The following is a 26,441-nucleotide window of genomic DNA, read 5'->3' on the forward strand; positions in this document are numbered from 1 at the left end:
CCACCCCCGGACTCGACGCCGCCCGCCTCACTCGAAGAGCCACCCGTACGCTCCGCCGGCCCGTGCGGCACTCCACCGTGCGGGTGACATCCCTACGGCCGACCCCGGTGCCGGGGACCGGCGGGTGCGGTGCTCGCGCCGGGGTGTGTCCGCTCGGAATCGATCACGCGGTGTACCTGCCCCGGGTGTGGCCGTTCACCGCGCTCAGATGGGTGGTCCGGGGTGCGGTGATCGCGACGACGGCCATGTCGTCATGGGCGCGGTCGCGCAGCCACTGGGAGGCGAGCATCTGGACGCGTTCGACGACGGCTTCGGCGGACATGCCGGCGCATTCCGACAGGGCTCGCTTCAACCGCTCGTCACCGAACAGTTCGTCGCCCAGCGGCCCTCCGCGGGCTTCGGTGAATCCGTCGGTGTAGAGGAGGCAGGTCTCCCCCGGATTCAGAATCACCTCTACGGTGTGTGCCTCGATGGTGTCGAGGGCTCCGATCAGCGTGCCGTGGGTGGGAACCTCCTCGACGGCGCCGTCCGTACGGACCACCAGGGGGCTGGGGTGGCCGGCGGAGGTGAGTCGCAGGCGCACCTGGCTCTCGGTCCGCTGGACCGAGGCCATCACCATGGTCGCGAAGCGGGTGTGGTGGGAGGTGAGGAGAGCGGCGTTGAGGAGTTGGAGCATCCGCTCGTGGTCCGCGGCCATCGGTGTCAACGCCTGTAGCGTGTTGCGGATCTTGCCCGTCAGGATGGCCGCGTCGAGGCCTTTGCCGCACACGTCGCCGAGGACCACCAGTGAGGCTTCGGCCTCGGTGCTGCCGGGGTGGATGTCGTAGAAGTCGCCTCCCACGCGTTCACTGGCGCCGGCGGGCCGGTAGCCGCCGGCGAACTCCACCCCGTGGAGGTGCCGCAGCCGGGGAGGCAGCAGGTCGCGCATGAGGGTCTGGGTTATGGCGCTCTGCTCGCTGTAGAGCCGGGAGGCGGACAGGGCCGCGCCGGCTCGGGCGGCGAACAGTCGGGCGAACACCTCTTCGTTCTCGCTGAACTCGGCGCGGTCCGTGCCGCGGAGCAGGACCATGGCTCCGGCGGGCACGCCGTGGCCGGGCAGGGGGGTGACGACGACCGACCGGATCGGGCCGGTGAACCCGGGCGGGAGGATCCAGCCGGGCAGGGTCGCGGGGTCGATCCAGCGCGAGGGTACCGGCGGGAAGCCTTGCAGGGCCTCGCTGAGCCCCGGGACCTGCGTGGGATCCGCCGCGACCAGGGTGCGGGTGACGTCCTGGCCGGAGATGGCGTGGGCCACGGGCAGTCTGCGTCCGGACCTCGGAGTGACCACGATCGCCACGTCCGCGAGGTACTGGGCGGCCAACTGCGCCGTGGCGTCCATGCACCTGTCGGAGTTGAGCGAGGCCGGCAGGATGTTGGACGCCTCCGCGAGGAACCGGGTGCGTTCCCGCTCCGTGGCGAGCGCCTCTTCGGCCAGTCGCCGGTCCGTGTCGTCGACGAGCCACCACACCACGAGTTCGTCGTGGCCCCGGGTCGCGTGGGCTTCGTAGGTCTGCGCCGAGATCCGCCCCGATACGGAAGGGAGGACCCTTTCGTCCAGGGAGGCGTCCGGGGAGGCTCCGGTCGGCAGTCGGGTGTGGGCGATCACCTCCTCGTGGCCCCTGGCCAGCCAGGCGGGGACCACGTCCGGCATGCGCGCCCCGGGCAGCGCGCCCTCCAACAGGAGGGTCGCCGCCGGGTTCGCCTCCACGACGGTACCGGCCTCGTCGGCCACGATGACGGGATAGGGGGCCAGGGCCCAGAGGTCGGTTGGGGGGCGCCGTTGGGTCCTCGTGACGGAGATTCCCTCGGTAGAGGCCATGAAGGGGGGCCCGCCTGCGGCGAACCTCACCACCTTCCCGCTCGACGAAAAATGCTTGCCTTGAGGCAAGCATCCCGCAGCCGCGCGTCCCGCAGCAACCCACGCCCGGACGTCCCCCGTTCGGGGGATCGCCTCCGCCCATCCGCTCGCGGATCCGTTCGAATGCCTGACGGGGACAGCGCGGGCGCACTCGTCAAACGGGTCCCGGGTGTAGGAACATGCCGGGGTGACAGGAGACGAAACGGTGGTCACCATGACCACGCACGAAGGCGTTCCCGTCGTCCGCCTCCACGGCGATCTCGACGAGGAGAACGTGCACGACCTCGACAGGCTCCTCGCCGCGGCGGCGGCCGAGGGATCGACGCGCACGGTGGTGGATCTGTCCCGCGCGCATTTCGTCGACTCCTCCGTTCTGCACGCCTTGCTCGACGCCCACGCGGCCCACGAGAGGGCGGGAGCGGTGCTCGTCCTGGCCGGCCCTCTGCACGTGCCGGTCCGCCGCCTGTTCGAAGTCACCGGAACGGCACCGGCTTTCCGTATGGCCGACAGCCTGGAGGCGGCGATCACGTGGTGAACACCACGTGATCGCCGATTGTCCGAACACGCGTATCGAGACATGAGACGCGAGCCGATGGGCAGATGATGACGGTATGAACCCGCCCACGACAGCCGAAGGACCCCACGGCTCCACGCCCCGCGGGGAAGACGGTCACGTGGCCACCACCGGCCTCGCACCCCCCATTTCCGCGTCCGGCACCGCGCCCCCGGTCCCCGCCACCGCCGCGGCGGCCCGCGCCGTCGTCCGGGACCTGCTGGGGTACGCGGGAATCAGCCTGGACAGTGTCACGGCCGCGGACGCGATCCTGGTGGCCTCCGAACTCGTCACCAACGCGATCCGCCACGGCGGCGGCCTCACCGCCTTCCGCACCGAGCTCATCGATCACGGACTGCGGCTCGCAGTCGGCGACATGAGCCCCCACCCGCCCGCCACCCGGCTCCGGACCGGCGAACCGGGTCAGGCCGGCGGGTACGGATGGCCACTCGTCCAACGCCTGTCCGAGCAGGTCGACGTCCACACCCACACACACGGCAAGACGATCACCGCGGTGCTGCGCCTCGTCTGAGGCCATCCGCCGAGATCCCCTCACGGCGACGATCGCCCTCGTCGTGCTGTCAGCCCCGCGTGCCACACTGCGGCCATGTCGCTCGCTGATCTCACCCACCTCGCGTGGCGGTCCTTCGACCTGCCCACCGCTCGCCGCGTGGCCCGGCAAGCCGCCACCCTGGTGGACGGCCGGGTGACCCTCGTCGAGACCACGGTGCACCTCGGCGCCCCGCACCATCGGGTCCGGATCGATCGGAACGGGCAGGAGTTCGCCCTCATACCCGGCGGATCGGTGTCCCTGGGCTTCGACCTCGACAACTGGCGGCCGACACCGGCTCAGGCCGCCGACTACGCCGAGAGCCTGGAACAGGGCTACGGTCACGGCGCCGATCTGCGGAGCCACCTCGCGCGGGTGCTCAGCCCTCTCCGGACGGTGCGGGTGGCCACGTTGCTCATGGCCGTGGAGGACGAGGAACTCACGGAGCCGCCGGCCGACATGGCGGCCGTGCTCGCGGGGCGCGGCCTGCGGGTCCCGAGCCCCGACGAGTGGGAACACGCCTGTGGCGCGGGGGCCGACACGCTCTTCCGATGGGGGAACGAGGCACCTCTCGACCGCATCCCCTACGGGGACGACACCGGCCCGCAGAGCCAACCGAACGCCTTCGGGCTGCGCATCGCGTATGACACCTACCGCACGGAGCTGACCAGCGACGTCACCTCGGTCCACGGCGGCGACGGGGGCGAGTCGGTGTGCGGTGGCTACGGACGCATGTTGACCTGGCTTCCCCTGGCCACGGCGAACCGGAACCCCTTCATGGCCGAGTTCGTACACGGGCCGGAGGGAGAGGACCTCTGCGAGGAGTTCTCGGTCCGGCCGGTCCTCGCGCTCTGACGCCTCCCGCGCGCCCGGGTGCTGCCCGCGCTCGGGCCGCGCCTCACTCGAAGTTCGTGCGCTCAGACGTTCCACCTCGCCGGGGACGAGGTCGTTGCGCTCTCCGTCCTTGAAGGGCTTGGTCTCGCCCTGCCGGAGCGACCCGAGGGCCGACACCGTTCACGCGAGCGCGCTCCGCGGTCGCGGTCCTGACCGGGACGAGTGCCCGTGAGGACCGCGACCGGGCCGCCGGCGGTCGGTGGACGCTTACGGGGCGGTGGCTGCCGCGGGGGCCTCGTCCAGTTCCCAGGCGTGGCGCTTGAACTCGCGCGCGAAGTCGGCGTGGTCCTCCCACTGGCGGGCGATGCCGCGCAGCACGTCCCAGTGGTGCTCGACCGCCTGGTCGATGACCCGGCGGACCGCCGGGTCCGCCGCGTCCCGCTGCCCGATGAGCGTCTTGGCCACGGACGCCTCCAGCGCCGCGTTGCGCAGCGCGCGCAGGGCGCGGGAGGTGTCGTCCATGGCGAAGCCGTTCTCGCTGCCCGTCTCCTCGGCGAAGAGCGGGGTGAGCCGCGCCTCGATGAATGCGGTGATCCGCTCGAAGTAACGTACGTCCATCGGGGGCTCCATCTCGGTCGTCCTGGGGTGTCGTGTCGCTGGTGCGGGGCGAGCGGGAGGGCTCGCCCCGGCGATCACTATCCCGCAGCCCGGACCGTCCTTCTGACCTGGGGGTCTGCCAGGCGCCCGGCGGACGGCGGAGGTCACGGGCAGGGGCGTGTCTTCCCGGGCCTCCCCCAGGTCGCGGGGTTGTTCAGTCCCGGCGGCTGGTCGGGCAGCAGGCCGCACGCCATCCAGGTGGTCACGCTCTTGTCGAGGTGCGATTCGAGTACGTAGACGGCCTTGTTCGGCGGGTACTTGTGGCGGCTGTCGAGGGAGAGGAGACCGGAGGCGCCCGAGAAGTTCTGCACCCCCGGGTTGGAGAGGCGGGCGTACACGTCCGTCGGTTGGAACGGCGCGTTGCTGTTCTCGGCCGTCTTGTACTGGGCGTAGACCGAGTTGATGACCTCCGAGGCGACGCGGAGGGCGTCGTAGGCACCGGCCGCGTTTCCCTCCGGTACCGATCCGTCCTTGAAGACGTTCCGGAAGCGGGAGGTGAACTCCGAGTAGGGGCTGTCGGCGCTTTCCTTGCCGTTGGAGTTGTTGAACATCACGTAGTAGGGCCTCAGGACCGAGTGCTTCCTGAGCATGTCCTCCGGGTCCTGGAGGTACTTGGCGGCCGTGCTCTCGGAGAGGACGGCGACCTGCTTGCCGTCCGCCTTCCGGCAGTCGGCGGTGCCCTGGATGGCGTCGAAGAGTCCCGGCATCTCGCCCGAGCGGCCCGCGTAGACGATGAATCCGCCCGTGGCCCGGACCTCCGCGCAGATGTCGCGCGCCACTTCCGAGACGATCTGCCCGTTGCGGTGCTCGTAGTAGGGGACGGTCACCACCTTGCCGCCGGTGTAGTACCCGGTGAATCTCGTCTGGAGGTCGGAGCTGAAGAACTCGTCCTCCGGGTCGTAGACCACCACGGCCGTCCGGTTGCCGTCCTTGGCCGTCGTCAGCTCGCCGATCTGCTCGGAGTACGACGCGAACTCGGCCATCACCTCGGCGATGCGGTCGTCCGAGGGCGACACCTGGAAGTAGTAGGCGGAGGCCCGCTCGTCCACCATCTTGCTGCCGGTGACCGAGTTGCCGATGACGGGGATGCTGGCGGCGGAGAGCTCCGCGACCGCCGCGAACGAGGCGGGCCGGCTCTGCGTGATGCCGACCACGGCCGCGATCTTGTCCCGGTCCTTCCTCTGGACGATCTCCTGCGCGATGTCCGGGCCCTGGGTGTTCTGTGATCCGTAGGCGAAGTACTTTCCGGAGTTCGCGATGAGCAGGCGGATCTGGACCACGTCGCCCTCGCGGCTGTTCACCTGGTTCTGGGCGGTGAGTGCGCCACGAAGGCTCTGGATGCTCACCGGGGTGGAGTCCCCGGGCTCCGCCGTGAGCGGCGCGAAGAACACCACCGTCCGGTACGGGCGTCCGCTGCGCATCGCGTCCTCGTTCTGCCGGGCGGCGACGGCTTCCAGGGACAGGAGTTCGTCGTCGCGTCCGGCGATGCCCAGGTGGCACTCGCTTCCGTCGGTGACGCCGACGATCTCGCCCGAACTCACCTGGTGGCAGGAGGGTTTGACCCCGCTCCGGTGCGTGAGGACGATCAGTCCCGCGGCCACGAGGGCGAGCACCAGGACGGGGGCGGCCACGGCGCGCACGTAGTCGCCCCGACCGTTCGCCCGTACCTCCACTTTCGGGTTGGTCTCCAGCCAGCGGTCGGCCGGTCCGTCGTCGTCCCTCGCGGACAGCGGGACCAGGTGGACCGCGGACGCGGAGCGCCGGGTGTACAGGGCGTGGACGCGGTCGGCGAGACCGGTGACGCTGCGGGGGTCGGCGGGTACCGATTGCGCGTACGAGGGCGCTCCGCCGGCCAGGGCGCCCAGCACCATGAGCGGCGCGGGCGGTTCGGTGCGGACGATGTCCGCGTAGGTGTCGAGGAGTTCGCGTACGGGAGTGCCTTCCTCCCCGACCTCCGGGAGGAGCAGGACGAAGGGCCAGCGTCGGCGGCCGCGGTAGATCCAGAGCCGGGAGGGCTTGGCGGCCCGGGACAGGTCGTTGAGCAGGGCCATGAGGAGCATGCGCTGGATCAGTGCGTGGTTGTGCCGTGAGGTGCCGGCCCGGGTGATGGTCAACGCCATGCGCAGGAAGTTGGCGCCCTTGGGTCTGCGGGAGCCGACCCAGCGCAGGGAGCGGCGTCTGCTGAGCCACAGGCCGTAGAGGCGTCGGGGCAGTCCGACGACGAGGAGTTGGAACAGGGAGAGCCAGATGTTCACCAGGAAGCTGCCGCCGGTGGCGCCGGCTACCCTGGCCAGTGTCCCCAGGAGCGGTCTGCGGGCCAGGAGTTCGGTGTAGAGCTCGTCGCGCAGTCGGCGCCGTTTGCCGGCCGCCGACCCGGCGCCGACGGAGACCTCCAGGACGGCGCGGCAGGTGTGGAAGCGCGGGAGCCGCAGTTCCCCCGCGTCGTGGGGCATGGAGTTCTCCAACTGGTCCACGAAGGCGTCCAGCAGGGCGACGTGTGGGTCGATCTCGGCGCCGGGGATCTCGTTGGGCGGTGTCTCGGGAGCGGTGGCGTCGGCGTCCTCGAGGAGTGCGTGGGGGACGAGGTCGACGGTGCGGTCGAGGTCCCGTTCGTACAGTCGGTCCCGGTATCCCATGATGACCGTGCGCGCCGTCGATTCCTGTACGGAGCCGGGAGCGCCGGGGTCCCGTTTCAACAGCACCACGGGTAAGCGGCGGCTTTCTCCCCGGTCGGCCGCGAACGTGTCGAACTGCTCGATCAGGTACTCGATCCCCTGCGGAAGCGGCCGTTGCACACTGCTCCTCTGCGCGTCGAGGCGACGGGCGGCATCGCCCGCCATCCTGCGGACACCGCCGCGAGACAGAGCTCGGCCGGGAGAGAACACGCCCTGACGATCACGATCGACCGCCTGCCCCCCGACGGCAGTGAGTTCCGCCACGTTAGCGGCGCGAAGCGCTCCCCCGCCGGGAAATGCGCGGGTTGCCCGGCGGCCTGTAGGACTGGTGCGGAGTGCCTTCCGGCACGGTGGTGGCCGAAATGTACGGAACCGGGTCCGGGTCCGTGGATATGGTGCGTGATGTGGGCCAGGCACGCCGCTGACCACCGCCGCCGACTCCCCTGCGGGCCGGGGGTGTTCCTCGTACCCGAGTCGATCTGGAGCAAGCGTGACGCCTCCCCACCTCTCTGCCCCGCAGCCGGATCCGGCGCCCGCCGGTGACTTCGCCGGCGTCTTCGGCCCGGTCCCCGCGCTGGACGGGGAGCTGTGCTTCGACGCCGGCTCCCTCGAAGCGGCGTCCACCGACTTCGGTGGCCTCGTCCGTCAGCCGCCCGCCGTGGTCCTCAGGCCCGGTTCGGCCGAGGACGTCGCCGCGATGGTCCGTCACTGTCGCGCGCGCGGAATGAAGGTGGCCGGGCGGGGCCAGGGGCACTCCACCAACGGGCAGGCCCAGGTGGCTTCCGGGCTGGTCGTCGACCTCGGCACCCTGGACTCCGTCGAGATCCGCGACGACGACACCGCCGTGGTCCAGAGCGGAGTCCGCTGGAGCACTCTGGTCCGGGCTTCCCTGGCCCGTGGTCTCACCCCGCCGGCCTTCACCGACTACCTGGAACTCTCCATAGGCGGCACGCTCTCGGCCGGTGGGCTGGGCGGACAGATCGGTCACCACGGCACGCAGGTCGACAACGTGATCGAACTCCAGGTCGTCACCGGTGAGGGCGAGTTGACGACTTGTTCGCCGACCGTGCGTCCCGACCTGTTCCGCGCCGTCCTCGGCGGCCTCGGTCAGTGCGCGATCATCACCCGGGCCACTCTCGCGCTGGTCCCCGCGCCCCGCTCCGTGCGGCTCTACACACTCGCCGCCCCCAGCCTCGCCGCACTCACCGCGCAGCAGGCCAGGCTGATCGGGGAAGGACGCTTCGACTACCTCGTCGGGCAGGCTCACACGCCCTCCCCGGAGGGCTGGAGCTACATGATCGAGGCGGCGGCCTACGACGGGACGGCCGCCGACGACGCCCGGCTCACCGGCGACCTGGACCACACGGCGGTCGAGGTCCAGGACCTGCCGTACTTCGATTTCCTGAACCGGATCGCCCCGATGGTGGAGGTGTTCGAGTCCATGGGCGAGTGGAGGCGTCCCCACCCCTGGTTCGACAGTCTGCTTCCCGCGTCGGCCGTGAACTCCGTTGTCTCGGAGACGCTCGCGACCCTCAAGGGCGGCTCGATCGGCGCGAGCGCGGTGGTCCTGTTGTACCCCGTCGTCACCGCCAAGTGCGCGACGCCGCTCCCGGTCATGCCGGACGAGGAACTGGCCTACCTCTTCTCCCTCCTCAAGACCGCTTCCCCCGGCGCGGATTCCGCCGAGGTGATGGTCGCCGCGAATCGCAGGCAGTACGACGCCACGCTCGCCGTGGGTGGCCGTTGGTACCCGATCGGGTCGGTGCCGCTCACCACGGATGACTGGGTGCGTCACTTCGGCCCGTTCTGGGACGAGTTCAAGGCCGCGCGGCACCGTTACGACCCCGACGGGATCCTCACGCCCGGCCAACGCATCTTCTGACGGAGCGCTGCGGTCGAAGGGTGCGGTCCGGTCGAAGGGTACGGTCCGGGCCCGGTCGAAAGGTTGCCGGCCGGGCCCGGTCGAAAGGTTGCGGTTCGTCGGTTCGCCCTGGTCGCAGGCCCGCGAAATCGGCTGTGTGGCACGGCCGGGGCCGTGGGACGATCCGGGCGGCAATCGAGAGAACCGGGTGGGGACATGGGCAGGATGCACGCGGACGAGGCGGAGATCGACGCCGATCTGGTACGGGGCCTGCTGCGCGCCCAGTTCCCCCGGTGGGCGGACCTGCCGATCACCCGCCTCGCGTCGGGGGGCACGGTCAACGCGATCTACCGGCTCGGCGACGACCTGACCGTCCGACTGCCGCTGCGCCCCGGCGGCGCCGAGGCCATCGTGACGGAAGCACGGCTGCTCCCCCGGCTGGCGCCGCTGCTGCCGCTGCCGATCCCGGAGGTGGTCGCGACCGGCGCCCCGGGTGAGGGCTACCCCTTGAGCTGGGCGGTGCACCGGTGGATCGAGGGCCGCAGCCCTGTCGAGGGCGTCTTGGCTGAACCCGAGTCCGTGGCCCGGGACCTCGCCCGGTTCGCGGTCGCGTTCCGCGGGGTCGCACTCCCCGACGGCCCGCCCGCGCACCGCGGCGCGCCCTTGATCAGCGAGGACCGGGACGTGCGGGGGGCGATCGAGGAGCTGCGCCGTACCGACGAACCCTTCGACGTCGAGGAGATCACCGCGGCCTGGGAGGAGGCCCTCGCGGCACCGCTGTGGACGGGCCCGGCCCGCTGGACGCACTGCGACCTCATGCCGAGCAATCTGCTGCTGGACGGTGACCGCGTCTCGGCCGTCATCGACTTCGGCACCGTGGGCCTGGGAGAGCCGGCCACCGACCTCATCCCCGCCTGGAATCTGCTGCCCGCCTCGGCTCGACGGGTGTACCGCGACGTGGTGGACGTGGACGACGCGACCTGGGCCCGCGGCCGGGGCTGGGCGCTGTCCATGGCGGTCATCCAGCTGCCGTACTACCGCAGGACCAACCCGATCATCTCGGCCAATGCCCGGCACGTCATCCGGGAGGTCCTCGGATCCCGCGGGTGAGACCCGGGGAGCCTGCGCCCCGGGGCCCGTGCGTCCGCTCAAGCGGCACACACCCCGACCCACGCCCCAACCCACGTCCCGACCATGCCCCGGGCTGACCACCAGCCGTCTTGAACATGTTCAACGAACCCCGTAGGGTCACGGTCATGAGTTGAACGCGTTCAAGCGTTCAGTGCTCCGCGCGTTCGGCGCGGCCGGAGGGGGTCCGCGATGACGGTGCTGGTGAATCTGATCGTCACCCTGGGCATGCTGGGGATCGTTCCCGCAGGCCTGCGTCTGATCGATCCGGTGGGGCCGCACCGGATCGCCCGGCTGTGGCCGTTCCTCGCCGTTCCCGGGGCGGTGTGCCTGTGGCTCCCGCGCGGAGCCCTCGCCACCGTGCTCGCCGGCCTCTACGCCGCCGCCACCCTGGTCCTCGCGGCACAGGCCCCGGCCCGGCTGCTGCGGACGCGCTCGCTCGCCCCGGCCGAGATCGCCGTGCTGACCGCGCTCGTCGCGCCCTCGGTGGCCGCGACGGCCCTGGTCGCCGAACGCGGCGGACACCGTCTGTTCGGCTTCGACCTCGACATCCTGGCGCTGACCGTCCCGCACTTCCACTTCGCCGGTTTCGCCGCCGCGCTGGTCGCCGGGCTGGTGTGCCGGGCCGCCCCTTCCTCCGCCGGCGGCCTCTCGCGCGCGGCGGCGTACAGCGTCCCGGCCGGCACGCTCCTCGTGCTCCTCGGCTACTTCGTCGACGACTGGGCCGAGCTGGTGGGCGCCGCGGTCCTGACCGGCGGGATGTGGGCGGTGGCCGTGCTGACCTGGCGGGAGATCCGTCCGCGGGCCCGCGGACGTGTCACGGGCGCGCTGCTGTCGACCTCGGCCGCGGTCCTGGTGGCCACCATGCTGCTCGCCCTGTGGTGGGCCCTCGGCGAGGCCACCGGCATCACCCACCCCACCCTGACCTGGATGGCCGCCACCCACGGCCTCGGCAACGCCCTCGGATTCGCCCTCTGCTCGATGCTCGCCTGGCACCGGCTGGGCCCCGACCTGACGGAGAAGACCCCATGACCCGACTCTTCAGCCCCGACCGAGACACCGTCAACTACCCCGAGGCGGGCGCCACCGCCCTCCGACCGCTGCCGGCCGGATACGACCACCTGGAGTACCGCGTCCGGATCGGGCACGGCCGGCCCGACCTGGAAGCGGCCGGCGCCGCGGTCACCACCCTCCGGGCGCACCGCGCCTCGGGGATGCGCGTGGCCACGGACCAGGAGGGCCCCCTGCTTCCCGGCCGGCGGGTGGAGGTCGGCATCGGCATCGGACCGCTGCGCGTCACCGCTCCGTGCCAGGTGATCTGGACGGCGTACGAGCCCGACCGCATCGGTTTCGCGTACGGGACGCTGAAGGGCCACCCCGAGTGCGGCGAGGAGTCCTTCGTAGTGGACATGGACGCCGACGGCGGCGTGTGGTTCACGGTGACCGCCTTCAGCCGGCCCGGCTGCTGGTACACCCGTCTCGCGGGCCCGGCGGTACCGGTCCTGCAACGCGCCTACGCCCGGCTGCTGGGTCACACGCTGCGCGCAGTGGTGCGGGCCGGCTGACGTCGGAGCCGTGGACCGTCTCCGGCGGGCGGGAGCGGTGGGCGCGCGTTCCGTCGGGAGCGGTGGGCGCGCGTTCTGTCGGGAGCGGTGGCCGCGCGTTTGTATCGGGCGGGTATCAGGGAGCGCTTGGTCGCCCATCAGTCCGGCGCGGCGAACGTCCCCGCGGGGGCTCGCGTAGGGGACGGTCCGCCCCGGCGGCCGGGCACTCCCACCCCACCTGATCTGCGTGTTCTTGGATCGCGGAGGCTCTTTCGGGTGGGTGCGTCCGCGGCCCGCGCCGCGGACACCACCCCGTACGGCTGCCGTATCGTTCCTTTCGGATCGTCGGCGGCGCGTGAGCACGCCCGGGTCCGATGCCCCGCCCGGACCGTTTCAACAGGAGTCGTCCCCGTGTCCTCGTCCGCCTCGGCTCCGGCCTCCGCGCGCCTCGCTCGCGTGTTGCTGGTGGAGGACGACGACCTGATGCGCCGGTCCTTCACCGTCGCCCTCGAACGCTACGGCTACCGGATGCAGGCCGCGTCCGACGGCCTCGCCGCGCTGGAGCTCCTGCGCGAGGAGAGCTTCGACCTGCTGATCCTGGACGTGATGCTGCCCGGTCTCGACGGGATCGGGCTGTGCCGCAGGGTCCGGGAGACCAGCCTGGTGCCGATCCTGATGATGTCCGCCCGCGGCGAAGGCCTCGACGTGGTCGCCGGGCTGGAGGCCGGCGCGGACGACTACGTCGTCAAGCCGGTGGAGACCTCCGTTCTGGTGGCACGCATCCGATCGCTGCTGCGGCGGGCGACCTACGCTCCCGCCCCCGGGCCCGCGTGCGCGACGGGCGGGGAGCCGCCCGCGTCCGAGGCGGACCGGGACCGGCTGTTCTTCGGGGACCTCTCCATCGACACCGGCGGCCTGGAGGTGTTCGTCTCCGGGCGCCCGGTGGCGCTCACCCCGACCGAACTGAAACTCCTGCTGGAGTTCGCCGCCCACCCGGGCATCGTGCTGGAGCGGCACACGCTGCTGCGCGACGTCTGGGACTACGGCTGGGACGGCGACAGCCGGGTCGTCGACCTGTGCGTGCAGCGGCTGCGCAGGAAGCTGGGGCGGGACCGGATCGAGACGGTCCGCGGCTTCGGCTACAAGCTCAGGCGCTGAGCACGGTGCGCCCGTTCCCCCGGCCGCGCCCGGTCCGCGCGTCCCTGCGTCGGAAGATCGCGGCGCTGGCCGCGGCCACGGCCTGCCTCGTCGCCGCGGCCGTGGGCGTACTGGTCCACCTGTGGACCGCGCAGGACATCCGCGGCCGAGCCGAGGCGCGGGCGTTCAACGGCGTGTACTCGGCCATGGACGTCTACCAGCGCACCGGAACGCTCGCCGACGGCGCCGAACTCGACCCCGCCGAGCTGCCCGCCGCCCTGCGCCACCCGGCCGACGGTGCCCGGCACACCGCCTACGACGGCCGCGTCGACGCCAACGTCGGGCCGACCGTCTGGGCCGCCCAGCGGGTCGGCGGCCCGGACAGTCCGGTGCTCGCCATGCGCGTCAACATGAGCGGCGAGCTCCACGGGCTGCGCCGCCTCGACGTGAGCATGGCGGTGGCCTCGCTCGTCGCGCTGGCCGCGGCCGTCCCCCTGGCGGTGTACGGGGCCGGGCTGCTCGGCCGCAGGCTGCGGCGGGTCTCCGAGACCGCGGGCCGGATCGCCGCCGGGGACCTCGACGCCCGGACCGGGTCCGTCAAGGGCGGTGACGAGGTGGCCGACATCGCCGCCACCGTCGACCTGATGGCCGACAGCCTCTCCCGACGGCTGCGCAACGAGCGGCAGTTCACCGCGGACGTGGCCCACGAGCTGCGCACGCCCGTCGGCGGTCTGCTGGCCGCGGCCGACCTGTTGCCGGCCGGCGGGACGGAGGATCTGCTGCGGGCGCGCGTACGCGATCTGCGCGGCCTGATCGAGGACCTGCTGGAGATCTCCCGGCTGGACGCCGGCGCCGAACAGCCGGTCCGCGCCCATGTGCCGCTCGGCGCGGTCGTCCGCGACGCCGTGGCGCGCACGGGATGCGTCGCCACGGTCACCGTCGAGGACACTCCGGGCACGGAGGGAACGTCGGCCACCGAGGGAGCGGCGACCGTGGAAACCGATCCGCGCCGTCTCGAACGGATCGTCGGCAACCTCGTCGTCAACGCCCACCGGCACGGGGGCACACCTGTCGAGGTCACCGTCGAGGGCCGGACCGTCGTCGTGCGCGACCGCGGCCCCGGTTTCCCGGCCGAGCTGCTGCGCGACGGTCCGCGACGTTTCCACACGGGCGCGGCGGAACGGGGCTCGGGCCACGGACTGGGCCTGACCATCGCCCGGGGGCAGGCCCGGGTGCTGGGCGCCGAGTTGCACCTGGGCAACGCCCCGGCAGGCGGCGCCGTCGCCACGCTGCGCCTGCCGGCCCGACCCGCCTGACCACCCGTCACACGGAACCGCTACGAAGTGGCGCGGCCACCGATACACGACGGACGACACGCCGATACGTTCCCCGGACACCCTTCGAAGTGCCCCCACCGGTACCCGAAGAGGAGTCCATCGTGACCGCCGAGCACCTGTCCCCGTACGCGCCGAACCCGACGGTGGGGATCGCGGCCGCCACCGTCGGCGTCTCCAAGGTCCACGGCAGCGGCGACACCCGTGTCGTCGCCCTGGACGACGTCAGCCTCGCCTTCCGGGAGGGCGAGTTCACCGCGATCATGGGCCCGTCCGGCTGCGGCAAGTCCACGTTGATGCACTGCGCCGCCGGCCTCGATTCGGTCACCTCGGGATCGGTCCGCGTCGGCACCACCGAACTGGGCACGCTGAACGACCGGCGACTCACCGCCCTGCGCCGGGACCGGATCGGCTTCGTCTTCCAGGCCTTCAACCTGCTGCCGACGCTGACCGCGCTGGAGAACATCACGCTGCCGCTGAGCATCGCCGGGCGCCGCCCCGACCGGCAGTGGTTGGACCGGGTGGTCTCCATGGTCGGCCTGGCCCAGCGGCTCGGCCACCGCCCCGGGCAGTTGTCCGGCGGACAACAGCAACGTGTCGCCGTGGCCCGCGCGCTGGTCTCGCGCCCCGCGATCGTCTTCGCGGACGAGCCCACCGGCAACCTCGACTCCCGCGCCGGGGCCGAGGTCCTCGGCTTCCTGCGCGACTCGGTGCGCGAACTCGGCCAGAGCGTGGTCATGGTGACCCACGACCCCGTGGCCGCCGGGTTCGCCGACCGTGTGGTGTTCCTCTCGGACGGCCGCCTGGTCGACGAGATGGCGCGCCCCACGCCGGAGCGGGTCCTGGACCGGATGAAGGCCTTCGACACCCGCACCCGTACCGGCTGACCGGCACGGCGCCGCGGCGCCGTGCCCGTTCCTCCCTCCCCTCCCCCCGCCCTGAAAGCCGCCCATGCTGAAAACAGCCCTGCGCAACGCCCTGGCGCACAAAGCCCGTCTGCTCCTGACCGTCCTCGCGGTCTGCCTGGGTGTCGCGTTCGTCAGCGGCACACTCGTCTTCGCGGACTCCTCGGCGGCCGCTCACCGCGCCGCCGTGTCGAAGAGCTTCGCGGACATCGCGGTCACCGTGACCCCGAGGCAGCCCCCGCCCGGGGCCACCGCGGACGGCCCCGGCGATGGCGCCACCGTGGTCGACGACGTGCTCGCGCGGAAACTCGCGGACGTACCGGGTGTCGCAGCGGTACGGCCGTCGGTAGACGGCCGGGCGACCCTGAACGGCTCGGACGGCGCCCCCCTGCGCGCCGGACGGACCTGGGCGAACCTGGGCGCCGCCCACGTACCGGGGGCGGACGGCAAGGACAGCCGCTTTCCGCTGGTCAAGGGTCACGCGCCCCGGAACGACGCCGAGATCGCCGTGGACGACGGGACCGCCGCCGCCGGCGGGTTCACCCTCGGCGACACCATCACGCTGGCCACCGACGGCCCGGTGCTGAGGAAACGGCTCGTGGGCATCGTGACCACGAAGGAGCCCCGGGTGACCGCCGGCGGCACCCTCACCCTGTTCCACGAGGCCACCGCCCAGGCGCTGTTCGCGTCACCGGGCCACTACACCTCGATCGATCTGTCCGCCGCCCCCGGCGTCAGCGACTACGAGCTCGCCGAGCGCGTCGGCGCCGTGCTGCCGGCCGACCGCGCCGAAGCCACCACCGGTGGGGCCCAGGCCGACCAACAGAGCATCCTCGCCGACACGTTGACCCGTGGCTACACCAAACTGCCGCTGGTCTTCGCCGGGGTCTCCCTGTTCATCGGTTCGTTCCTCATCGTCAACACCTTCACCATGCTCGTGTCCCGGCGCGGCCGGGAGATCGCGCTGCTGCGGGCGATCGGCGCCTCGCGCCGGCAGGTGGTCCGCTCCGTCCTCTGGGAGGCCGCGCTGGTCGGCCTCGCCGCGTCGGTGGTCGGATTCCTGCTCGGCCTCGGCATCGCCGCCGTCCTGCCGGACCTGCTGAACACCGGGGGGAACGCGCTGCCCCGGGGGCCCCTGGTCATCGGCCCGCGCCCGATCCTCGCCGCCCTGGGCGTCGGCGTGGGCGTCACCGTCCTCGCCGCGTGGCTGCCGTCCCGCAAGGCAGCGAGGATCGCGCCCATCGAGGCGCTGCGCTCGGCGGACCAACCGCCCACCGCGATGGCGTCCAGGGTCCGCGGGGTGGCGGGGGCACTCCTGCTGGCGCTCGGCGCGGGGCTGCTGGTGTCGCTCACCGGGGCGAAGGACGCCTCCGAGGCGAACCTGCGGACCGCCATGTGCGGTTGCGCCGTGGTGGTGGCCGCCATGATCGTCCTGGCCCCGCTCCTCGCGGGTCCCGTGATCCGGCTGAGCGGACGGTTGACCGACCGCCTCGGGATCGCGGGCCGGCTCGCACGGGAGAACGCGCTGCGCGACCCGCGCCGTACCGCGGCCACCGCGTCCGCGCTGATGGTCGGCACGGCACTGGTCGCCGGGCTCGCCGTCATCGGCGACTCCACGTCGCAGGCCCTCGATCGGCAGGCCGCCGCCGGTCTCGGCGCCGACCACGTCATCAGCGCCCGCGGCTCCATGAGCGGCATCGATCCGGCCGCCGTGAAGCGGGTGGCCGACACCGCCGGCGTCAAGACGGCGAGCGCCGTCACGGACTCCACCCTGTTCACCGGCGGCCAGGTCCGTCAGATCGCCGGTGTCGACGCCGAAACCGTGCGCGACGTCATGGAACTCGACTTCGTCGGTGGATCCCTGAAGGACCTCGGTCCCGGCCGGCTCGCCGTGTCCGCCTCCGTCGCACGGGAACAGGGCCTGAGCACGGGCAGCACGCTGACCGCGCGCATCGGTCGCGACCAGCGGTCCAAGCAGTACACCGTCGTCGGGGTCTACCGGGACAACCCCGTCGCCCACGACGTGCTGGGCGCGCGCGTCGAGGTGGGCCGGGACAGTCACCTGCCGAACTCCGTCCAGCGGATCCTCGTGCGCACCGACGCCGGCGGCACGACCCCGAAGGCCACCGCGGACCGGCTGCGCACCGCCACCGGCAACAGCCCGCTCGTGAAGGTCCAGGACCGCGACGAGCTGGTCCACGAGGCCGCCGGGGCCATGGGCGACCTGCTGACCCTCATGTACGGGCTGCTGGTCCTCGGCGCCGTGATCTCCGCGCTCGGCATCGTGAACACCCTGGCCGTGTCGGTAGCGGAACGCACCCGCGAGATCGGCGTGCTGCGCGCCGTCGGAATGGATCGCGGCGGGATCCGGCGGATGATCCGCGTGGAATCGGTGACGGTCGCCGGCTTCGGCACGCTCCTGGGCCTGGCGGGCGGGCTCTTCGGAGCCTGGGCGGTCGGCGCGGTGGCCAACGGCGCGATGGCGGACTACTCGATGGCGTTGCCGTGGGGGGAGCTGCTCCTCGTGTGCCTGGTCTCCCTCGCGGTCGGTGTGCTCGCTGCTGCCGGACCGGCCCGGCGGGCGGCCGCGCTGAGCCCGTTGGAGGCCGTCGCCCGGACGTAGACGCGAGGCCCCGGGCCGGGGTGGCGGGTTCCCGGGCCGAGGTGGCGGGTTCCCGAGCCGAGGTGGCGGGTTCCCGGGCCGAGGGCCGGCCCCGCCCCGCCTCAGTCAGCGGATCACTTGGTCTCCACGGCTCCCGAGTCCGGCGACCGCTGGAGTCCCGATGCGTCGACCGCCTCGAAGTCCGATCCCTTGATGGCCTTGAGCGCGTCGAGCTGGGCGTTGTCCCAACCGGGGTTCTCCTCCCCGGTGATGAACCAGGCCGAGCCGTTGTCCGCGACGATGGCGCCGTACTTCTTGAGCGCTTCGGCGACGGCCTTGGCCTGCGGGCCCATCGTCGAGGTGTCCACCGAGTCCTTCAGCCGCAGTCGCAATCCCATGGGAGGCAGTGACGGGTCCGCGGCGGTTCCCGCCTGGTGCCTCGCGGGCCAGACGTAACTCTGGTCCGAGCGCGGCACGGTGACACGGATCGCGTGGTCGATGTGCCCGGACTCCGCTTCCTCCTGGCGTACCAGCCCCGGGAGGATGGCGAGGCCGGCGGCATCGGCGGACGTCCAACCGTCGGGCCGGAGATCGTTGGTCGTCAGGTCGAAGACGGCGCCCCCTCCGGCGTGCCAGGCGTTGTCGCCCTCCTGCTTCGCGTTCCAGAGTTCGTAGGACTTGCACAGCTCGCGGTCCCATACGACGACGTGCCGGTCCCCCTCGCTCGCCGGACCGTTCTCGATCTTGGCGTCCGGCGGGATGCGGTACCCGGTCTTGTCGCTCTCGTCGGCGTAGTCCAGGGTGACCTTCGTTTCCGGCAGCTTCTCGTCCGAGACGGTGATGGGGATGCCGAAGGGTTCGCCGTCGCTGAGGCCCGACCCGAAGTCCGGATGCAGGGCTACCGAGGAGCCGATCGAGGAGACGTACCGGGCGGAGTTCGGGTGCACGGGGAGCTTGTCCACGGGTGCCCGCCAGAAACTGTCCGGCAGCGAGGTCGCGCAGGTCTCGTCCACGGCGGCCACCGTGTCGGCCGAGGAAGACCCCGCCTTGTCGGCCTCGCCGGCGACGGCCACGCCTCCGGGCAGCAGGCACGCGACGGCGGCAGCGGCGGCGAGCGCGGGGACCCTGTCGCCGACGCGCCGTTGAGCGGTTCGCTTCATCGTCATCGATCACCCTGGGTATGCGTACGCGGGTGCACGCGGCCGAGAGACGAGATCCGGGCCAATCGGGCCTATCGGGCTGTTTCGGCTGTATTCGTCCATGGTAGTTCCGGAGGGGCACCCACGCGCCTTGCCGGCTCGTGGAGGCGTGCGGGGAGCGGGGGCGGGCAGACGGTCGGTATCCGCTGCCTGGGGACGGACCCCGGGCCAGGCGGCGAGCGACGGAGGAGACACGGTGCCGAACCACGCGACGAGGGAACATCTGGAGGCACTGCGTGCGGAGCTCCGGACGACGGGAGTCGGCCTCCCGGCATACGAGCGCGCACACCTGGAGGCGCTGCTCGACCGGCTGGAGGCCGATGAGGCGGCCGAGGATCCGGGCATGTCCGAGTCCTTGCACTTGGCGGCCGAACGGTTCGAGGTGAAGCACCCCTCCCTGGCCGCGACCCTGCGCAACATCGGCGTCAACCTGGCCAACATCGGCATCTGAGCTCCCTCACCGCATTCCAACACCGCCCCGGGCCTCGCCCCGGGGCGGTGTTCGCGCTTCGGAGCGGGCGAGGCGGGCGGGCGAAGTCGGGCGGGCGAGTTCGGCCGGGACGACGAGGCGTGACGGGACGGCCGTTCAGTGGTTCAGCGCGTCCTGCATCGAGGTGAGCCAGTACGTGACGGCCGCGCTGTCGTCCTTGTACGTGTCCGCCGGGAGGGTCACCTTGACCGGGGCGCCGGCCGAACCGGAACCGCTGCGGGCAGCGAAGTGGAGCTCAAGTTTCTCGGGCTTGTAGCCGTGGGCCGCCTCACCGGTCGCGCTGCTGAGGGTCACCCCGGCGTACGCGGACTCGCCCGGGGCGAGCGTCGTGACGGCCTGCGGCTTGCTGTCCTCCACGATCTGCGTCGCGGCCTGTTCGTCGTCGAAGCGCAGCAGGGGCGCGAGGTAGACATCGCAGGCACGCTTACCGGTGTTGGTGACGGTGAGCAGCATGTGGTTGACGGGGCGTTCCACCTTGGTGGCCACGATCCTCGTGGAACCGGCCGTGCAGGCCACGAAACCGGCCTCGGCGCCGCCCTTGCCCCCGCTCGCCTTGCTGTTGCCGTCCCCGGCGCCGCCCTTGGCGGTCGGGGCGGCGGTGCCCCCGCTGGGGCTGTGGCCGACGGGCTGCGCGTTGCCGCTGTCGGTGGTGCCGCCCGAGGGCTGCACGGCGGAGGCCGCGCCGGCGGGCGACGGTTCCTTGGTCAGTGCGTCATTGCCTTGACACGCGGTCAGGGTGGTGGCTGCGAGCAGGGCGGCGGCGCAGGCGGTCAGAGCGGTGCGACTGGTACGGGTGGTGCGCATGGATGCGGTCGTCCTTCTGGTGTGGGATGTGACGCGGATTCAGTGACGGCCCAGGAGTGCGGTCAGGACCGAGATACAGGCGATCAGTACGGCGACGGCGACCACGTCGGTCGCGCCGAAACGTCTTGGCATGGCAGCTCCGGTTTCGGTGGCGCTGTCCCAAGGTTGCGGGGCTGTGCCGATCATGTGCCAGATACACGGGACAATGGGGGACGTTGGGACGTGGAACGGCCTGTGAGCTGGTCGGATGACCTGTCCCTGGAACGCCTGGCTGGAAAGACGTATGGAGCGGGGGACCCGAGTGACCACGGGATCGGATGGCCTGGCCGGACTGTTGAGCGGGCTCAAGAAGCGTTCGGGGCTGAGCTACGGAGCGCTCGCCGGGCGGCTGCACGTGAGCACGTCGACGGTGCACCGGTACTGCAACGGAGACGCCGTTCCCACCGACTTCGGGACGGTCGAACGGTTCGCCAAGCAGTGCGGGGCGACCCGCGACGAGCTGGTGGAGGCACACCGCCGCTGGATCATCGCCGACGACGCGCGGCGGCGTCCGCGGCCGGTGACGACGACCACCACGGCGGAGACGGCGGCAGGGGGAACCGGTTCGGCGAACCTCGCGAAGGCGGCCGGCACCGCGGACGCGGCGCCTGGTGAAGCGGCCGGCGCGGGCGGTCCGCACTCCCCGGCGCCCCCGGCGTCCTCGGCGTCCTCGGCCGAGAACGCCTCGAAGGGCGCCGAGTCGCCACAGCCGACGTCGGAAATGGAAACGGAATCCGATGACGGGCCGGAACCGGAGGCCGGCAAGACCCCGGCAGTCGGCGCCGTCACGTCCACCACGCGCCGGCCCCGTCGCGGTCGCGACTCCTCGCGCTCCGCCGCCGCGGGCTTCCCGGCGCGGCGCCGAGGGGTACGGATCGCCCTGGCGGCCGGAGCCGTCGCCGTGCTCGCCGTGCCGGCGGCGTACGCCGTGACCCGCTACGCCGCGGACGAGCCGACTCCTTCGGGGCCCTCGGCTCCCGTGAGCCCCTCGTCGAGCCGGACCGCGCCGTACACCCCCGGGCCCGGGACGAGCGCCTCCGCCTCGACCTCTCCCACGGCGAGCGGCTCCACCACCGCGGGCGGCAGCGCCTCCCCCGTCGCCGGGGCGAGCTCGCCCGCGCCCGGCCGGGAAGGGTCGGGCACGCCCGGGGGGACACCGCCCTCCGGCGACGGCGCGGCCGTGCAGCCACCGAGCGTCGGGGTGAGCTCGTACAACTGGGACGCGCCCTGCGGGGCGAACTTCCTGCTCAATCAGCCGGAGGGACAGGTACCGCCGCCCAGCGCCCCGCAGGACACCCGGGGTTGGGCCAGGGCGCTCGGGGCCGTTGACGCCGGAGCGATGCAGCTCCAGTTGACCGCCAAGGGCCGTACGGACGAGGCGGTGGTCATCACCGGGATCGACGTGCGCGTGGTCGAGCGCGGCGCGCCGCTCGCGTGGCGGGCCTTCTCCATGGGCGACGGCTGCGGCAGCGGCATCACCCCTCAGACCTTCGACATCGACCTGGACGACGCCCGGCCCGTGACCAGGGCGAAGGACGGTCAGGACGGCGGATCCACCGTGCCCGCCAAGGGCTTCCCGTTCAAGGTCTCGTCGCACGACCCGCAGGTGTTCAACCTCGACGTCCACACCGAGGGACATCTGGCGAGCTGGTATCTGGAGGTCGGTTGGAGCAGTGGTGACCGGCGCGGCACGGTGCGCGTGGACGACGGCGGTCGGCCCTTCCGCACGAGCGCGCTGGAGGGCCGACCGAGGTACGGCTGGTGGCCGGACCGCAGCGAGTGGGTTGCCCTGTGATCCCCCGCGCGCCGCGTTGAACTCCTCGCGCGTACGGCCGCGAAGGTGCCGGGTCCGGATCGCGGAGGTGCCAGGTGCGGATTCAGGCGCGGCGCGGGCCGGGGCGGGTACGGCGGTGCAGGCCCGCCAGGAGCGCTCCCAGGGCGAACGACTGGATCAGGACGGAGAGGAGGATGCCTCCGAAGAAGAACCAGTCGGGCATCGGCGTCCCGCCCCACACGGCTTCTCCGAGCGCGCCCACGAGGAAGAACGTGGGCAGGGCGAGGAAGACGGGCCATACCCAGACGAATCCGGGGTCGTCGGCGAACAGGGTCACGGCCGTGGCCATCGCGGCGAGGCAGGCGATCAGACCGAGGTAGATCGCCGACGCGCGGTTGGTGACGGTCAGGCGGATGAAGGTTCGGGCGTTCACGGTGTGCCCCCTCGGTAGTGGTTTCTCTTTCCCTCCCCATGTTTCGGGAGGGACCGGGGGTCTGTCGTGAGTACCCGTACCCGGTTCGGTCGGCGCTTGATCACGGTCCCGGGTGAGCCCGCACACCCGGGACCGGGTACCGGTCAGGGCCCGTGCGGGCGGGAGCCCGCCGTCCTGCGCTCCGGCGGGGGCCCGCCGGCGGGTGACCGTTCGCGCAGATGTGCTCGTGGGACCGGGGGCGCGCCCCGGCCTAGAGTTACGCGCTGTCTGCCGGCCCTCGTCGGGTCGGCCGCGTCCGTGGTTCGGTTCGGCGTCGAGGGAGACCGCTCATGGCCAGCGCGTTTCAGGAGCGCAAGCTCAAGGGGATGTTCGCCGCGTTCGACGCGGACGGCGACGGCTTCCTGCGCGAGGAGGACTTCACCTCGCTCGTCGCCCGATGGAGCCGACTGCCGGGAGTGGGGCCCGGCACGGAGGTCCGCGAGCGGATGGAAACCCTGCTCATGGGGTGGTGGGCGGCGCTGCTGGAAGTCGGGGACACCAACGGGGACGGCGCGATCGACATGGGCGAGCTGCTCGCCCTCGTCGACCGGCTGCCCGCCATGGTCGCGGACGTCACCGCGACCGCCGACACCGTCTTCGACGCCGTGGACGCCAACGGCGACGGCCGCATCTCCCCCGAGGAACACCGCACGCTCGTCGAGACGTGGAACGGTCGGCCCGTGGACGTGACGGGCGTCTTCGAGCTGCTCGACCTGAACGGCGACGGCCACCTCAGCCGCGAGGAGTTCGCACTGCTGTGGCGCCAGTTCTGGATCAGCGACGATCCGGCGGAACCGGGCAACTGGCTGTGCGGTCGGATCTCCGGCTGACGGCTGACGGCTGACGGCTGACGCGGCAGTGACCCGTGGCTCGCCGACGCGCGCGCGTCGGCGGGTCACGCGGCACCGGGAGCGGGAGCGGCACCGGGAGCGGGCGGCCGGCCCTCCGTGCTCAGCGTGCGCTGCCGAGGTTCCGGTCCTCCTCACTGCCGGACAGCATGAGCGTGGTCTCCTCTATGCGGCGGAATCGGCCGTCGTCGGCGAACTCGCCGAAGAGGTAGACCTCGGTGCGGACGCCGGAGCCGTCCTTCTTGACGACGTCGACCGTGTGACGATCGGCGTACATCCTTCCGTCGGTCAGTTCCTCGTGCACCTCGACACTGCCCGTCGCGACCACCGTGCGCAGGTGGGCGATGTGGGCGATGAACCCGTCGCGCTCGTCCCACGTGCCGTTCGTGCGCTGGCGGTAGTCGGGGGCGAAGTGCCGCTCGACGGCTTCCCCGAGGTCGAGCTCCGGGGTGAACAGGAGGTCGTTGAGGGCGGCGGCGATGTTGGTGTGGCTCATGGTTGTCCTCCGTGACGGGGTGGCTTCGACCCGATAATGCGTGCGCTGCGCACGCTTCCGAGCATACACAGACTGCGTGCGCGGCGCACGCTATTCTTGGACCGTGAACAACGAGACGGGACACGAGGTCGCCGACGCCCTGGGCGACCTGCTCAAGCGCACCCTCCGGGCCGACCTGCACCGGGCCCTCACCGAGGACCTGGGAGAGGCCGTCGACGAGGTCACCTACCCGGTACTCAGCGGGCTGGCCAGAACGGGCCCCCGCAGCGCCGCCGACCTGGCCGCCGACGTGGGGTTGGACCGTTCCGGCGTGAGCCGACGAGCCTCACGACTGGAGGCCGCGGGCCTCGTGCGCCGCGAACAGGACCCGGCCGACCGGCGGGCCGTCCTGCTGACGCTCACCACCCGGGGCTCCCGCACGGTGGAGATCATGCGGCAGCGCTTGGCCTCGCGCATCGAGGCGTCCTTGAGCTCCTGGCCACCGGAGGAGGCCCGCTCGTTCGCCGTCAACCTGCGCCGATTCGTCGACGAGGGCCCCTTCACGGGCCCCACCGAACAACAGTGACGTCAATGAATCCTTGACAAGGTACCCGCGTCAAGGTTTTCTTGACACATGCCGAACACGATGACGAACACCGCACCCGACGGCGCCACTTCGGCGCTGACCGTCCTCCTGCCACTCGTCACGGTCGTACCCGCGCTCACGGCGATGTTCGCCGATCGCCTCAGCACCCCCGCGACCGTGGTCCTGATCGCGTTCGACCTCGCCCTGGTCGCCGTCACGGCCGGATGCTTCGCCCGCTCGGCCGCGGCCCGACGAGCCGCGACCGAGCGCGCACGCCGCGACGAGGACGTGCTGGACGCGCTCGACCACCGTCCCGGGAAGCGACTTTGAGCGGCGAGCAGTTGCTCGGCCCGCAGGAGGCCGCCAGGATCCGCGAGGGCATCGCCGCGGCCGTGCTGGGTGTATCCGACGACCTGGCCGATTCCCTCGAACACGATGCCGCGGGCTACCTGCGGCTGGTCGACGCCTCGCGCGTCGGCGCAGAGGAGGCCGGCCGGTTGCTGCGCGAGGCCGTCCAGGGCGCCAGGGCGGCAGGCCACAGCTGGGACACCGTGGGCCGCGTCCTGGGGGTGAGCCGCCAAGCCGCGCAACAGCGGTTCGCGAACAAGGACAAGGACGCCGCCCCGTCCGGGGCGTCGGGCAACCCCGACGCTCCCGAGCGACGGATCCTCACCCCCCTGACCGCGTTCAACGAGATGGCCGCACTCGCCGACGCCGGGCGCGACGGGTGGCACCTGGTCGGCTACGGCGCTTTCTTCCACGAGGTCGAGGCCTCCGACCACGCCTGGGAGCACTGCCGGGTGCCGGTGGTGTCCGGCGGACGCCACCGGCGACTGGAGGCCGACGGATGGATCGCGGTCGGCGAGGGCTGGTTCCCGTGGCGCTACTACAAGCGCCCACTGCCTCCCGCCGGGACCGACGACAAACACTGAACGCCCAACAGCCGACACCCGACGCCCGGGCGACCGGCGCCCGCCAACCCGCGTCAGCCCCTCAGCCCTCAGGCCTAGGTGTATTGATCACGAGTGTTGTTGACACTCGGTAGGTCTTGAACATGGCGAAGACCTCCGGTGTGGTGGGAGCTGTCTAGGAACCCATTGCACGACGGAGGTCTTCATGTCCCACCGTAATGCCCGGCTGACCGTCTTCGGTAGGCGCCTGCTGATCGAACGCGTCGTATCGGGCCGACCGGTCGCCCACGTGGCCGCCGAGATGGGCATATCGCGGGCCACCGCCCACAAGTGGATGCGACGGTGGCGGGCCGAAGGCGAGGCCGGGCTCCACGACCGCTCCAGCCGGCCCCGCACGAAGCCGCACCGGACCCCCGCCGACGTGGAGACGAGAGTCTGTGACCTGCGGCGGGCACGCAAACTGGGCCCCGCCCGCATCGGCCCGGTCCTGGGGCTGCCCGCCTCGACCGTCCACCGGATCCTGACCCGCCACGGCATGCACCGCCTCGCGTTCATGGACCGTCCGACCGGCACTGTGATCCGCCGCTACGAACGCGACCACCCAGGCGAACTCATCCACGTGGACGTGAAGAAACTCGGCCGGATCCCCGACGGCGGCGGCCACAAGGTGCTGGGCCGCGACGCGGGCCGGCCGATCCGGGGGATGGGCTTCGACTACGTCCACTCCGCGGTCGACGACCACTCCCACCTCGCCTACAGCGAGATCCACAACGACGAGAAGGTCGCGACCTGCGCGGGTTTCCTCACCCGCGCGGCCGCGTTCTTCCACAGCCAGGGCATCACCCGCATCGAACGAGTCCTCACGGACAACGCGTGGGCCTACCGCAAGGGCCTGGCCTGGAAGAACGTCCTGGCCGAGCTCGGCGCCAGCGGCAAACTCACCCGTGCCTACCGGCCCCAGACCAACGGCAAGGTCGAACGCTTCAACCGCACCCTGCTGGACGAGTGGGCCTACCTGCGGCCCTACACCTCCAACCAGGAACGGACCGAAGCCCTGACAGACTTCCTCCACACCTACAACCACCACCGCTGCCACACCGCACTCGACGGCAACCCACCCATCAACCGTGTTAACAACCCTGCGGGTCAATACACCTAGGACGTTT

The 26,441-nt window shown here is 71.9% G+C and carries 25 protein-coding genes; 18 read left to right on the forward strand and 7 right to left on the reverse strand.

Translation table 11 applies throughout. The features are described from left to right. Nucleotides 1-163: 163 nt before the first annotated feature. Nucleotides 164-1,858: a PP2C family protein-serine/threonine phosphatase gene (locus OHA84_RS03360; RefSeq protein WP_266973489.1), complete on the reverse strand. Its 1,695-nt coding sequence runs from the start codon at nucleotides 1,856-1,858 to the stop codon at nucleotides 164-166. Nucleotides 1,859-2,111: 253 nt separating this feature from the next. Between OHA84_RS03360 and OHA84_RS03365 the strand changes: the two genes are divergently transcribed. The 3 genes from OHA84_RS03365 (at nucleotide 2,112) to OHA84_RS03375 (ending at nucleotide 3,855) form a co-directional block, all read left to right on the forward strand. Beyond that, entirely contained in the window at nucleotides 2,112-2,432 is a 321-nt protein-coding gene (locus tag OHA84_RS03365) for an STAS domain-containing protein (protein ID WP_053683035.1), read from the forward strand. 76 nt (nucleotides 2,433-2,508) lie between these two features. Then, complete coding sequence (locus OHA84_RS03370) at nucleotides 2,509-2,982, forward strand: ATP-binding protein (RefSeq protein WP_078999556.1); 474 nt, start codon at nucleotides 2,509-2,511, stop codon at nucleotides 2,980-2,982. Between the two features lie 75 nt (nucleotides 2,983-3,057). Then, nucleotides 3,058-3,855: a hypothetical protein gene (locus OHA84_RS03375; RefSeq protein WP_053683005.1), complete on the forward strand. Its 798-nt coding sequence runs from the start codon at nucleotides 3,058-3,060 to the stop codon at nucleotides 3,853-3,855. A gap of 246 nt (nucleotides 3,856-4,101) precedes the next feature. Here the strand turns inward: OHA84_RS03375 and OHA84_RS03380 are convergent, their stop codons facing one another. Next, entirely contained in the window at nucleotides 4,102-4,452 is a 351-nt protein-coding gene (locus OHA84_RS03380; RefSeq protein ID WP_107089345.1) for a hypothetical protein, read from the reverse strand. Between the two features lie 143 nt (nucleotides 4,453-4,595). Next, the gene (locus OHA84_RS03385) at nucleotides 4,596-7,286 is read right to left on the reverse strand and encodes an ABC transporter substrate-binding protein (RefSeq protein ID WP_053683009.1); all 2,691 of its coding nucleotides are present in this window, start codon (nucleotides 7,284-7,286) and stop codon (nucleotides 4,596-4,598) included. Between the two features lie 370 nt (nucleotides 7,287-7,656). On the opposite strand from OHA84_RS03385, the gene OHA84_RS03390 reads away from it, so the two are divergent. The 8 genes from OHA84_RS03390 (at nucleotide 7,657) to OHA84_RS03425 (ending at nucleotide 17,698) form a co-directional block, all read left to right on the forward strand. Further along, complete coding sequence (locus OHA84_RS03390) at nucleotides 7,657-9,048, forward strand: FAD-binding protein (RefSeq protein ID WP_266973485.1); 1,392 nt, start codon at nucleotides 7,657-7,659, stop codon at nucleotides 9,046-9,048. A 204-nt stretch (nucleotides 9,049-9,252) separates the two neighbouring features. Then, nucleotides 9,253-10,137: an aminoglycoside phosphotransferase family protein gene (locus tag OHA84_RS03395; protein WP_266974142.1), complete on the forward strand. Its 885-nt coding sequence runs from the start codon at nucleotides 9,253-9,255 to the stop codon at nucleotides 10,135-10,137. A 210-nt stretch (nucleotides 10,138-10,347) separates the two neighbouring features. Continuing rightward, nucleotides 10,348-11,187 carry a YndJ family protein gene (locus tag OHA84_RS03400; RefSeq protein WP_266973484.1) on the forward strand — a complete coding sequence of 280 codons (840 nt, stop codon included), beginning with the start codon at nucleotides 10,348-10,350 and terminating at the stop codon, nucleotides 11,185-11,187. Then, nucleotides 11,184-11,720 carry a DUF1990 family protein gene (locus tag OHA84_RS03405; RefSeq protein ID WP_053683014.1) on the forward strand — a complete coding sequence of 179 codons (537 nt, stop codon included), beginning with the start codon at nucleotides 11,184-11,186 and terminating at the stop codon, nucleotides 11,718-11,720. The genes OHA84_RS03400 and OHA84_RS03405 overlap by 4 nt, the downstream gene beginning before the upstream one ends. Before the next feature lie 462 nt (nucleotides 11,721-12,182). Further along, complete coding sequence (locus OHA84_RS03410) at nucleotides 12,183-12,857, forward strand: response regulator transcription factor (RefSeq protein WP_371591573.1); 675 nt, start codon at nucleotides 12,183-12,185, stop codon at nucleotides 12,855-12,857. Nucleotides 12,858-12,862: 5 nt separating this feature from the next. Next, nucleotides 12,863-14,152, forward strand: a complete 1,290-nt coding sequence (locus tag OHA84_RS03415) for a HAMP domain-containing sensor histidine kinase (protein WP_266973483.1) — start codon at nucleotides 12,863-12,865, stop codon at nucleotides 14,150-14,152. A 137-nt stretch (nucleotides 14,153-14,289) separates the two neighbouring features. After that, nucleotides 14,290-15,057: an ABC transporter ATP-binding protein gene (locus OHA84_RS03420; RefSeq protein ID WP_107089346.1), complete on the forward strand. Its 768-nt coding sequence runs from the start codon at nucleotides 14,290-14,292 to the stop codon at nucleotides 15,055-15,057. Between the two features lie 64 nt (nucleotides 15,058-15,121). After that, complete coding sequence (locus OHA84_RS03425; RefSeq protein WP_266973481.1) at nucleotides 15,122-17,698, forward strand: ABC transporter permease; 2,577 nt, start codon at nucleotides 15,122-15,124, stop codon at nucleotides 17,696-17,698. 113 nt (nucleotides 17,699-17,811) lie between these two features. Here OHA84_RS03425 and OHA84_RS03430 read toward each other — a convergent pair whose 3' ends face one another. Continuing rightward, nucleotides 17,812-18,837, reverse strand: a complete 1,026-nt coding sequence (locus tag OHA84_RS03430; RefSeq protein WP_266973480.1) for a hypothetical protein — start codon at nucleotides 18,835-18,837, stop codon at nucleotides 17,812-17,814. Between the two features lie 235 nt (nucleotides 18,838-19,072). On the opposite strand from OHA84_RS03430, the gene OHA84_RS03435 reads away from it, so the two are divergent. Further along, nucleotides 19,073-19,327: a DUF4404 family protein gene (locus OHA84_RS03435; protein ID WP_266973479.1), complete on the forward strand. Its 255-nt coding sequence runs from the start codon at nucleotides 19,073-19,075 to the stop codon at nucleotides 19,325-19,327. A gap of 135 nt (nucleotides 19,328-19,462) precedes the next feature. Here OHA84_RS03435 and OHA84_RS03440 read toward each other — a convergent pair whose 3' ends face one another. Continuing rightward, complete coding sequence (locus tag OHA84_RS03440) at nucleotides 19,463-20,170, reverse strand: DUF4232 domain-containing protein (RefSeq protein ID WP_266973478.1); 708 nt, start codon at nucleotides 20,168-20,170, stop codon at nucleotides 19,463-19,465. Between the two features lie 301 nt (nucleotides 20,171-20,471). Here OHA84_RS03440 and OHA84_RS03445 point away from each other — a divergent pair, with 301 nt between their 5' ends. Beyond that, nucleotides 20,472-22,004, forward strand: coding sequence for a helix-turn-helix domain-containing protein (locus OHA84_RS03445; RefSeq protein WP_323181946.1), 1,533 nt, complete (start codon nucleotides 20,472-20,474; stop codon nucleotides 22,002-22,004). A gap of 82 nt (nucleotides 22,005-22,086) precedes the next feature. On the opposite strand, the gene OHA84_RS03450 is transcribed toward OHA84_RS03445, so the two are convergent. After that, nucleotides 22,087-22,416: an SCO4225 family membrane protein gene (locus OHA84_RS03450; RefSeq protein WP_053679800.1), complete on the reverse strand. Its 330-nt coding sequence runs from the start codon at nucleotides 22,414-22,416 to the stop codon at nucleotides 22,087-22,089. Nucleotides 22,417-22,745: 329 nt separating this feature from the next. Between OHA84_RS03450 and OHA84_RS03455 the strand changes: the two genes are divergently transcribed. Then, on the forward strand, nucleotides 22,746-23,285 hold the full coding sequence (locus OHA84_RS03455; RefSeq protein ID WP_266973477.1) for an EF-hand domain-containing protein: 540 nt from the start codon (nucleotides 22,746-22,748) through the stop codon (nucleotides 23,283-23,285). A gap of 121 nt (nucleotides 23,286-23,406) precedes the next feature. Here the strand turns inward: OHA84_RS03455 and OHA84_RS03460 are convergent, their stop codons facing one another. Further along, the gene (locus OHA84_RS03460; RefSeq protein WP_266973476.1) at nucleotides 23,407-23,799 is read right to left on the reverse strand and encodes a nuclear transport factor 2 family protein; all 393 of its coding nucleotides are present in this window, start codon (nucleotides 23,797-23,799) and stop codon (nucleotides 23,407-23,409) included. A 103-nt stretch (nucleotides 23,800-23,902) separates the two neighbouring features. Here OHA84_RS03460 and OHA84_RS03465 point away from each other — a divergent pair, with 103 nt between their 5' ends. From OHA84_RS03465 to OHA84_RS03480, 4 genes are all read left to right on the forward strand, one after another. Beyond that, nucleotides 23,903-24,364: a MarR family winged helix-turn-helix transcriptional regulator gene (locus tag OHA84_RS03465; RefSeq protein ID WP_266973474.1), complete on the forward strand. Its 462-nt coding sequence runs from the start codon at nucleotides 23,903-23,905 to the stop codon at nucleotides 24,362-24,364. Between the two features lie 48 nt (nucleotides 24,365-24,412). Continuing rightward, nucleotides 24,413-24,694: a hypothetical protein gene (locus tag OHA84_RS03470; RefSeq protein ID WP_266973472.1), complete on the forward strand. Its 282-nt coding sequence runs from the start codon at nucleotides 24,413-24,415 to the stop codon at nucleotides 24,692-24,694. After that, on the forward strand, nucleotides 24,691-25,296 hold the full coding sequence (locus OHA84_RS03475; RefSeq protein WP_266973470.1) for a hypothetical protein: 606 nt from the start codon (nucleotides 24,691-24,693) through the stop codon (nucleotides 25,294-25,296). Before OHA84_RS03470 ends, OHA84_RS03475 begins: the two co-directional genes overlap by 4 nt. A gap of 184 nt (nucleotides 25,297-25,480) precedes the next feature. Then, the gene (locus OHA84_RS03480) at nucleotides 25,481-26,434 is read left to right on the forward strand and encodes an IS481 family transposase (RefSeq protein WP_266973468.1); all 954 of its coding nucleotides are present in this window, start codon (nucleotides 25,481-25,483) and stop codon (nucleotides 26,432-26,434) included. The last annotated feature ends 7 nt before the right edge of the window (nucleotides 26,435-26,441 follow it).

Origin of the sequence: Streptomyces sp. NBC_00513 (assembly GCF_041431415.1) — a bacterium.
Classification (GTDB): Bacteria; Actinomycetota; Actinomycetes; order Streptomycetales; family Streptomycetaceae; genus Streptomyces.

Bases quoted from the DNA above. Each gene is read 5' to 3' on its own strand.
- OHA84_RS03360 (WP_266973489.1), bottom strand. From the start codon at position 1,858: ATGGCCTCTACCGAGGGAATCTCCGTCACGAGGACCCAACGGCGCCCC.
- OHA84_RS03365 (WP_053683035.1), top strand. From the start codon at position 2,112: ATGACCACGCACGAAGGCGTTCCCGTCGTCCGCCTCCACGGCGATCTC.
- OHA84_RS03370 (WP_078999556.1), top strand. From the start codon at position 2,509: ATGAACCCGCCCACGACAGCCGAAGGACCCCACGGCTCCACGCCCCGC.
- OHA84_RS03375 (WP_053683005.1), top strand. From the start codon at position 3,058: ATGTCGCTCGCTGATCTCACCCACCTCGCGTGGCGGTCCTTCGACCTG.
- OHA84_RS03380 (WP_107089345.1), bottom strand. From the start codon at position 4,452: ATGGACGTACGTTACTTCGAGCGGATCACCGCATTCATCGAGGCGCGG.
- OHA84_RS03395 (WP_266974142.1), top strand. From the start codon at position 9,253: ATGCACGCGGACGAGGCGGAGATCGACGCCGATCTGGTACGGGGCCTG.
- OHA84_RS03400 (WP_266973484.1), top strand. From the start codon at position 10,348: ATGACGGTGCTGGTGAATCTGATCGTCACCCTGGGCATGCTGGGGATC.
- OHA84_RS03405 (WP_053683014.1), top strand. From the start codon at position 11,184: ATGACCCGACTCTTCAGCCCCGACCGAGACACCGTCAACTACCCCGAG.
- OHA84_RS03410 (WP_371591573.1), top strand. From the start codon at position 12,183: ATGCGCCGGTCCTTCACCGTCGCCCTCGAACGCTACGGCTACCGGATG.
- OHA84_RS03425 (WP_266973481.1), top strand. From the start codon at position 15,122: ATGCTGAAAACAGCCCTGCGCAACGCCCTGGCGCACAAAGCCCGTCTG.
- OHA84_RS03430 (WP_266973480.1), bottom strand. From the start codon at position 18,837: ATGAAGCGAACCGCTCAACGGCGCGTCGGCGACAGGGTCCCCGCGCTC.
- OHA84_RS03440 (WP_266973478.1), bottom strand. From the start codon at position 20,170: ATGCGCACCACCCGTACCAGTCGCACCGCTCTGACCGCCTGCGCCGCC.
- OHA84_RS03455 (WP_266973477.1), top strand. From the start codon at position 22,746: ATGGCCAGCGCGTTTCAGGAGCGCAAGCTCAAGGGGATGTTCGCCGCG.
- OHA84_RS03460 (WP_266973476.1), bottom strand. From the start codon at position 23,799: ATGAGCCACACCAACATCGCCGCCGCCCTCAACGACCTCCTGTTCACC.
- OHA84_RS03470 (WP_266973472.1), top strand. From the start codon at position 24,413: ATGCCGAACACGATGACGAACACCGCACCCGACGGCGCCACTTCGGCG.
- OHA84_RS03480 (WP_266973468.1), top strand. From the start codon at position 25,481: ATGTCCCACCGTAATGCCCGGCTGACCGTCTTCGGTAGGCGCCTGCTG.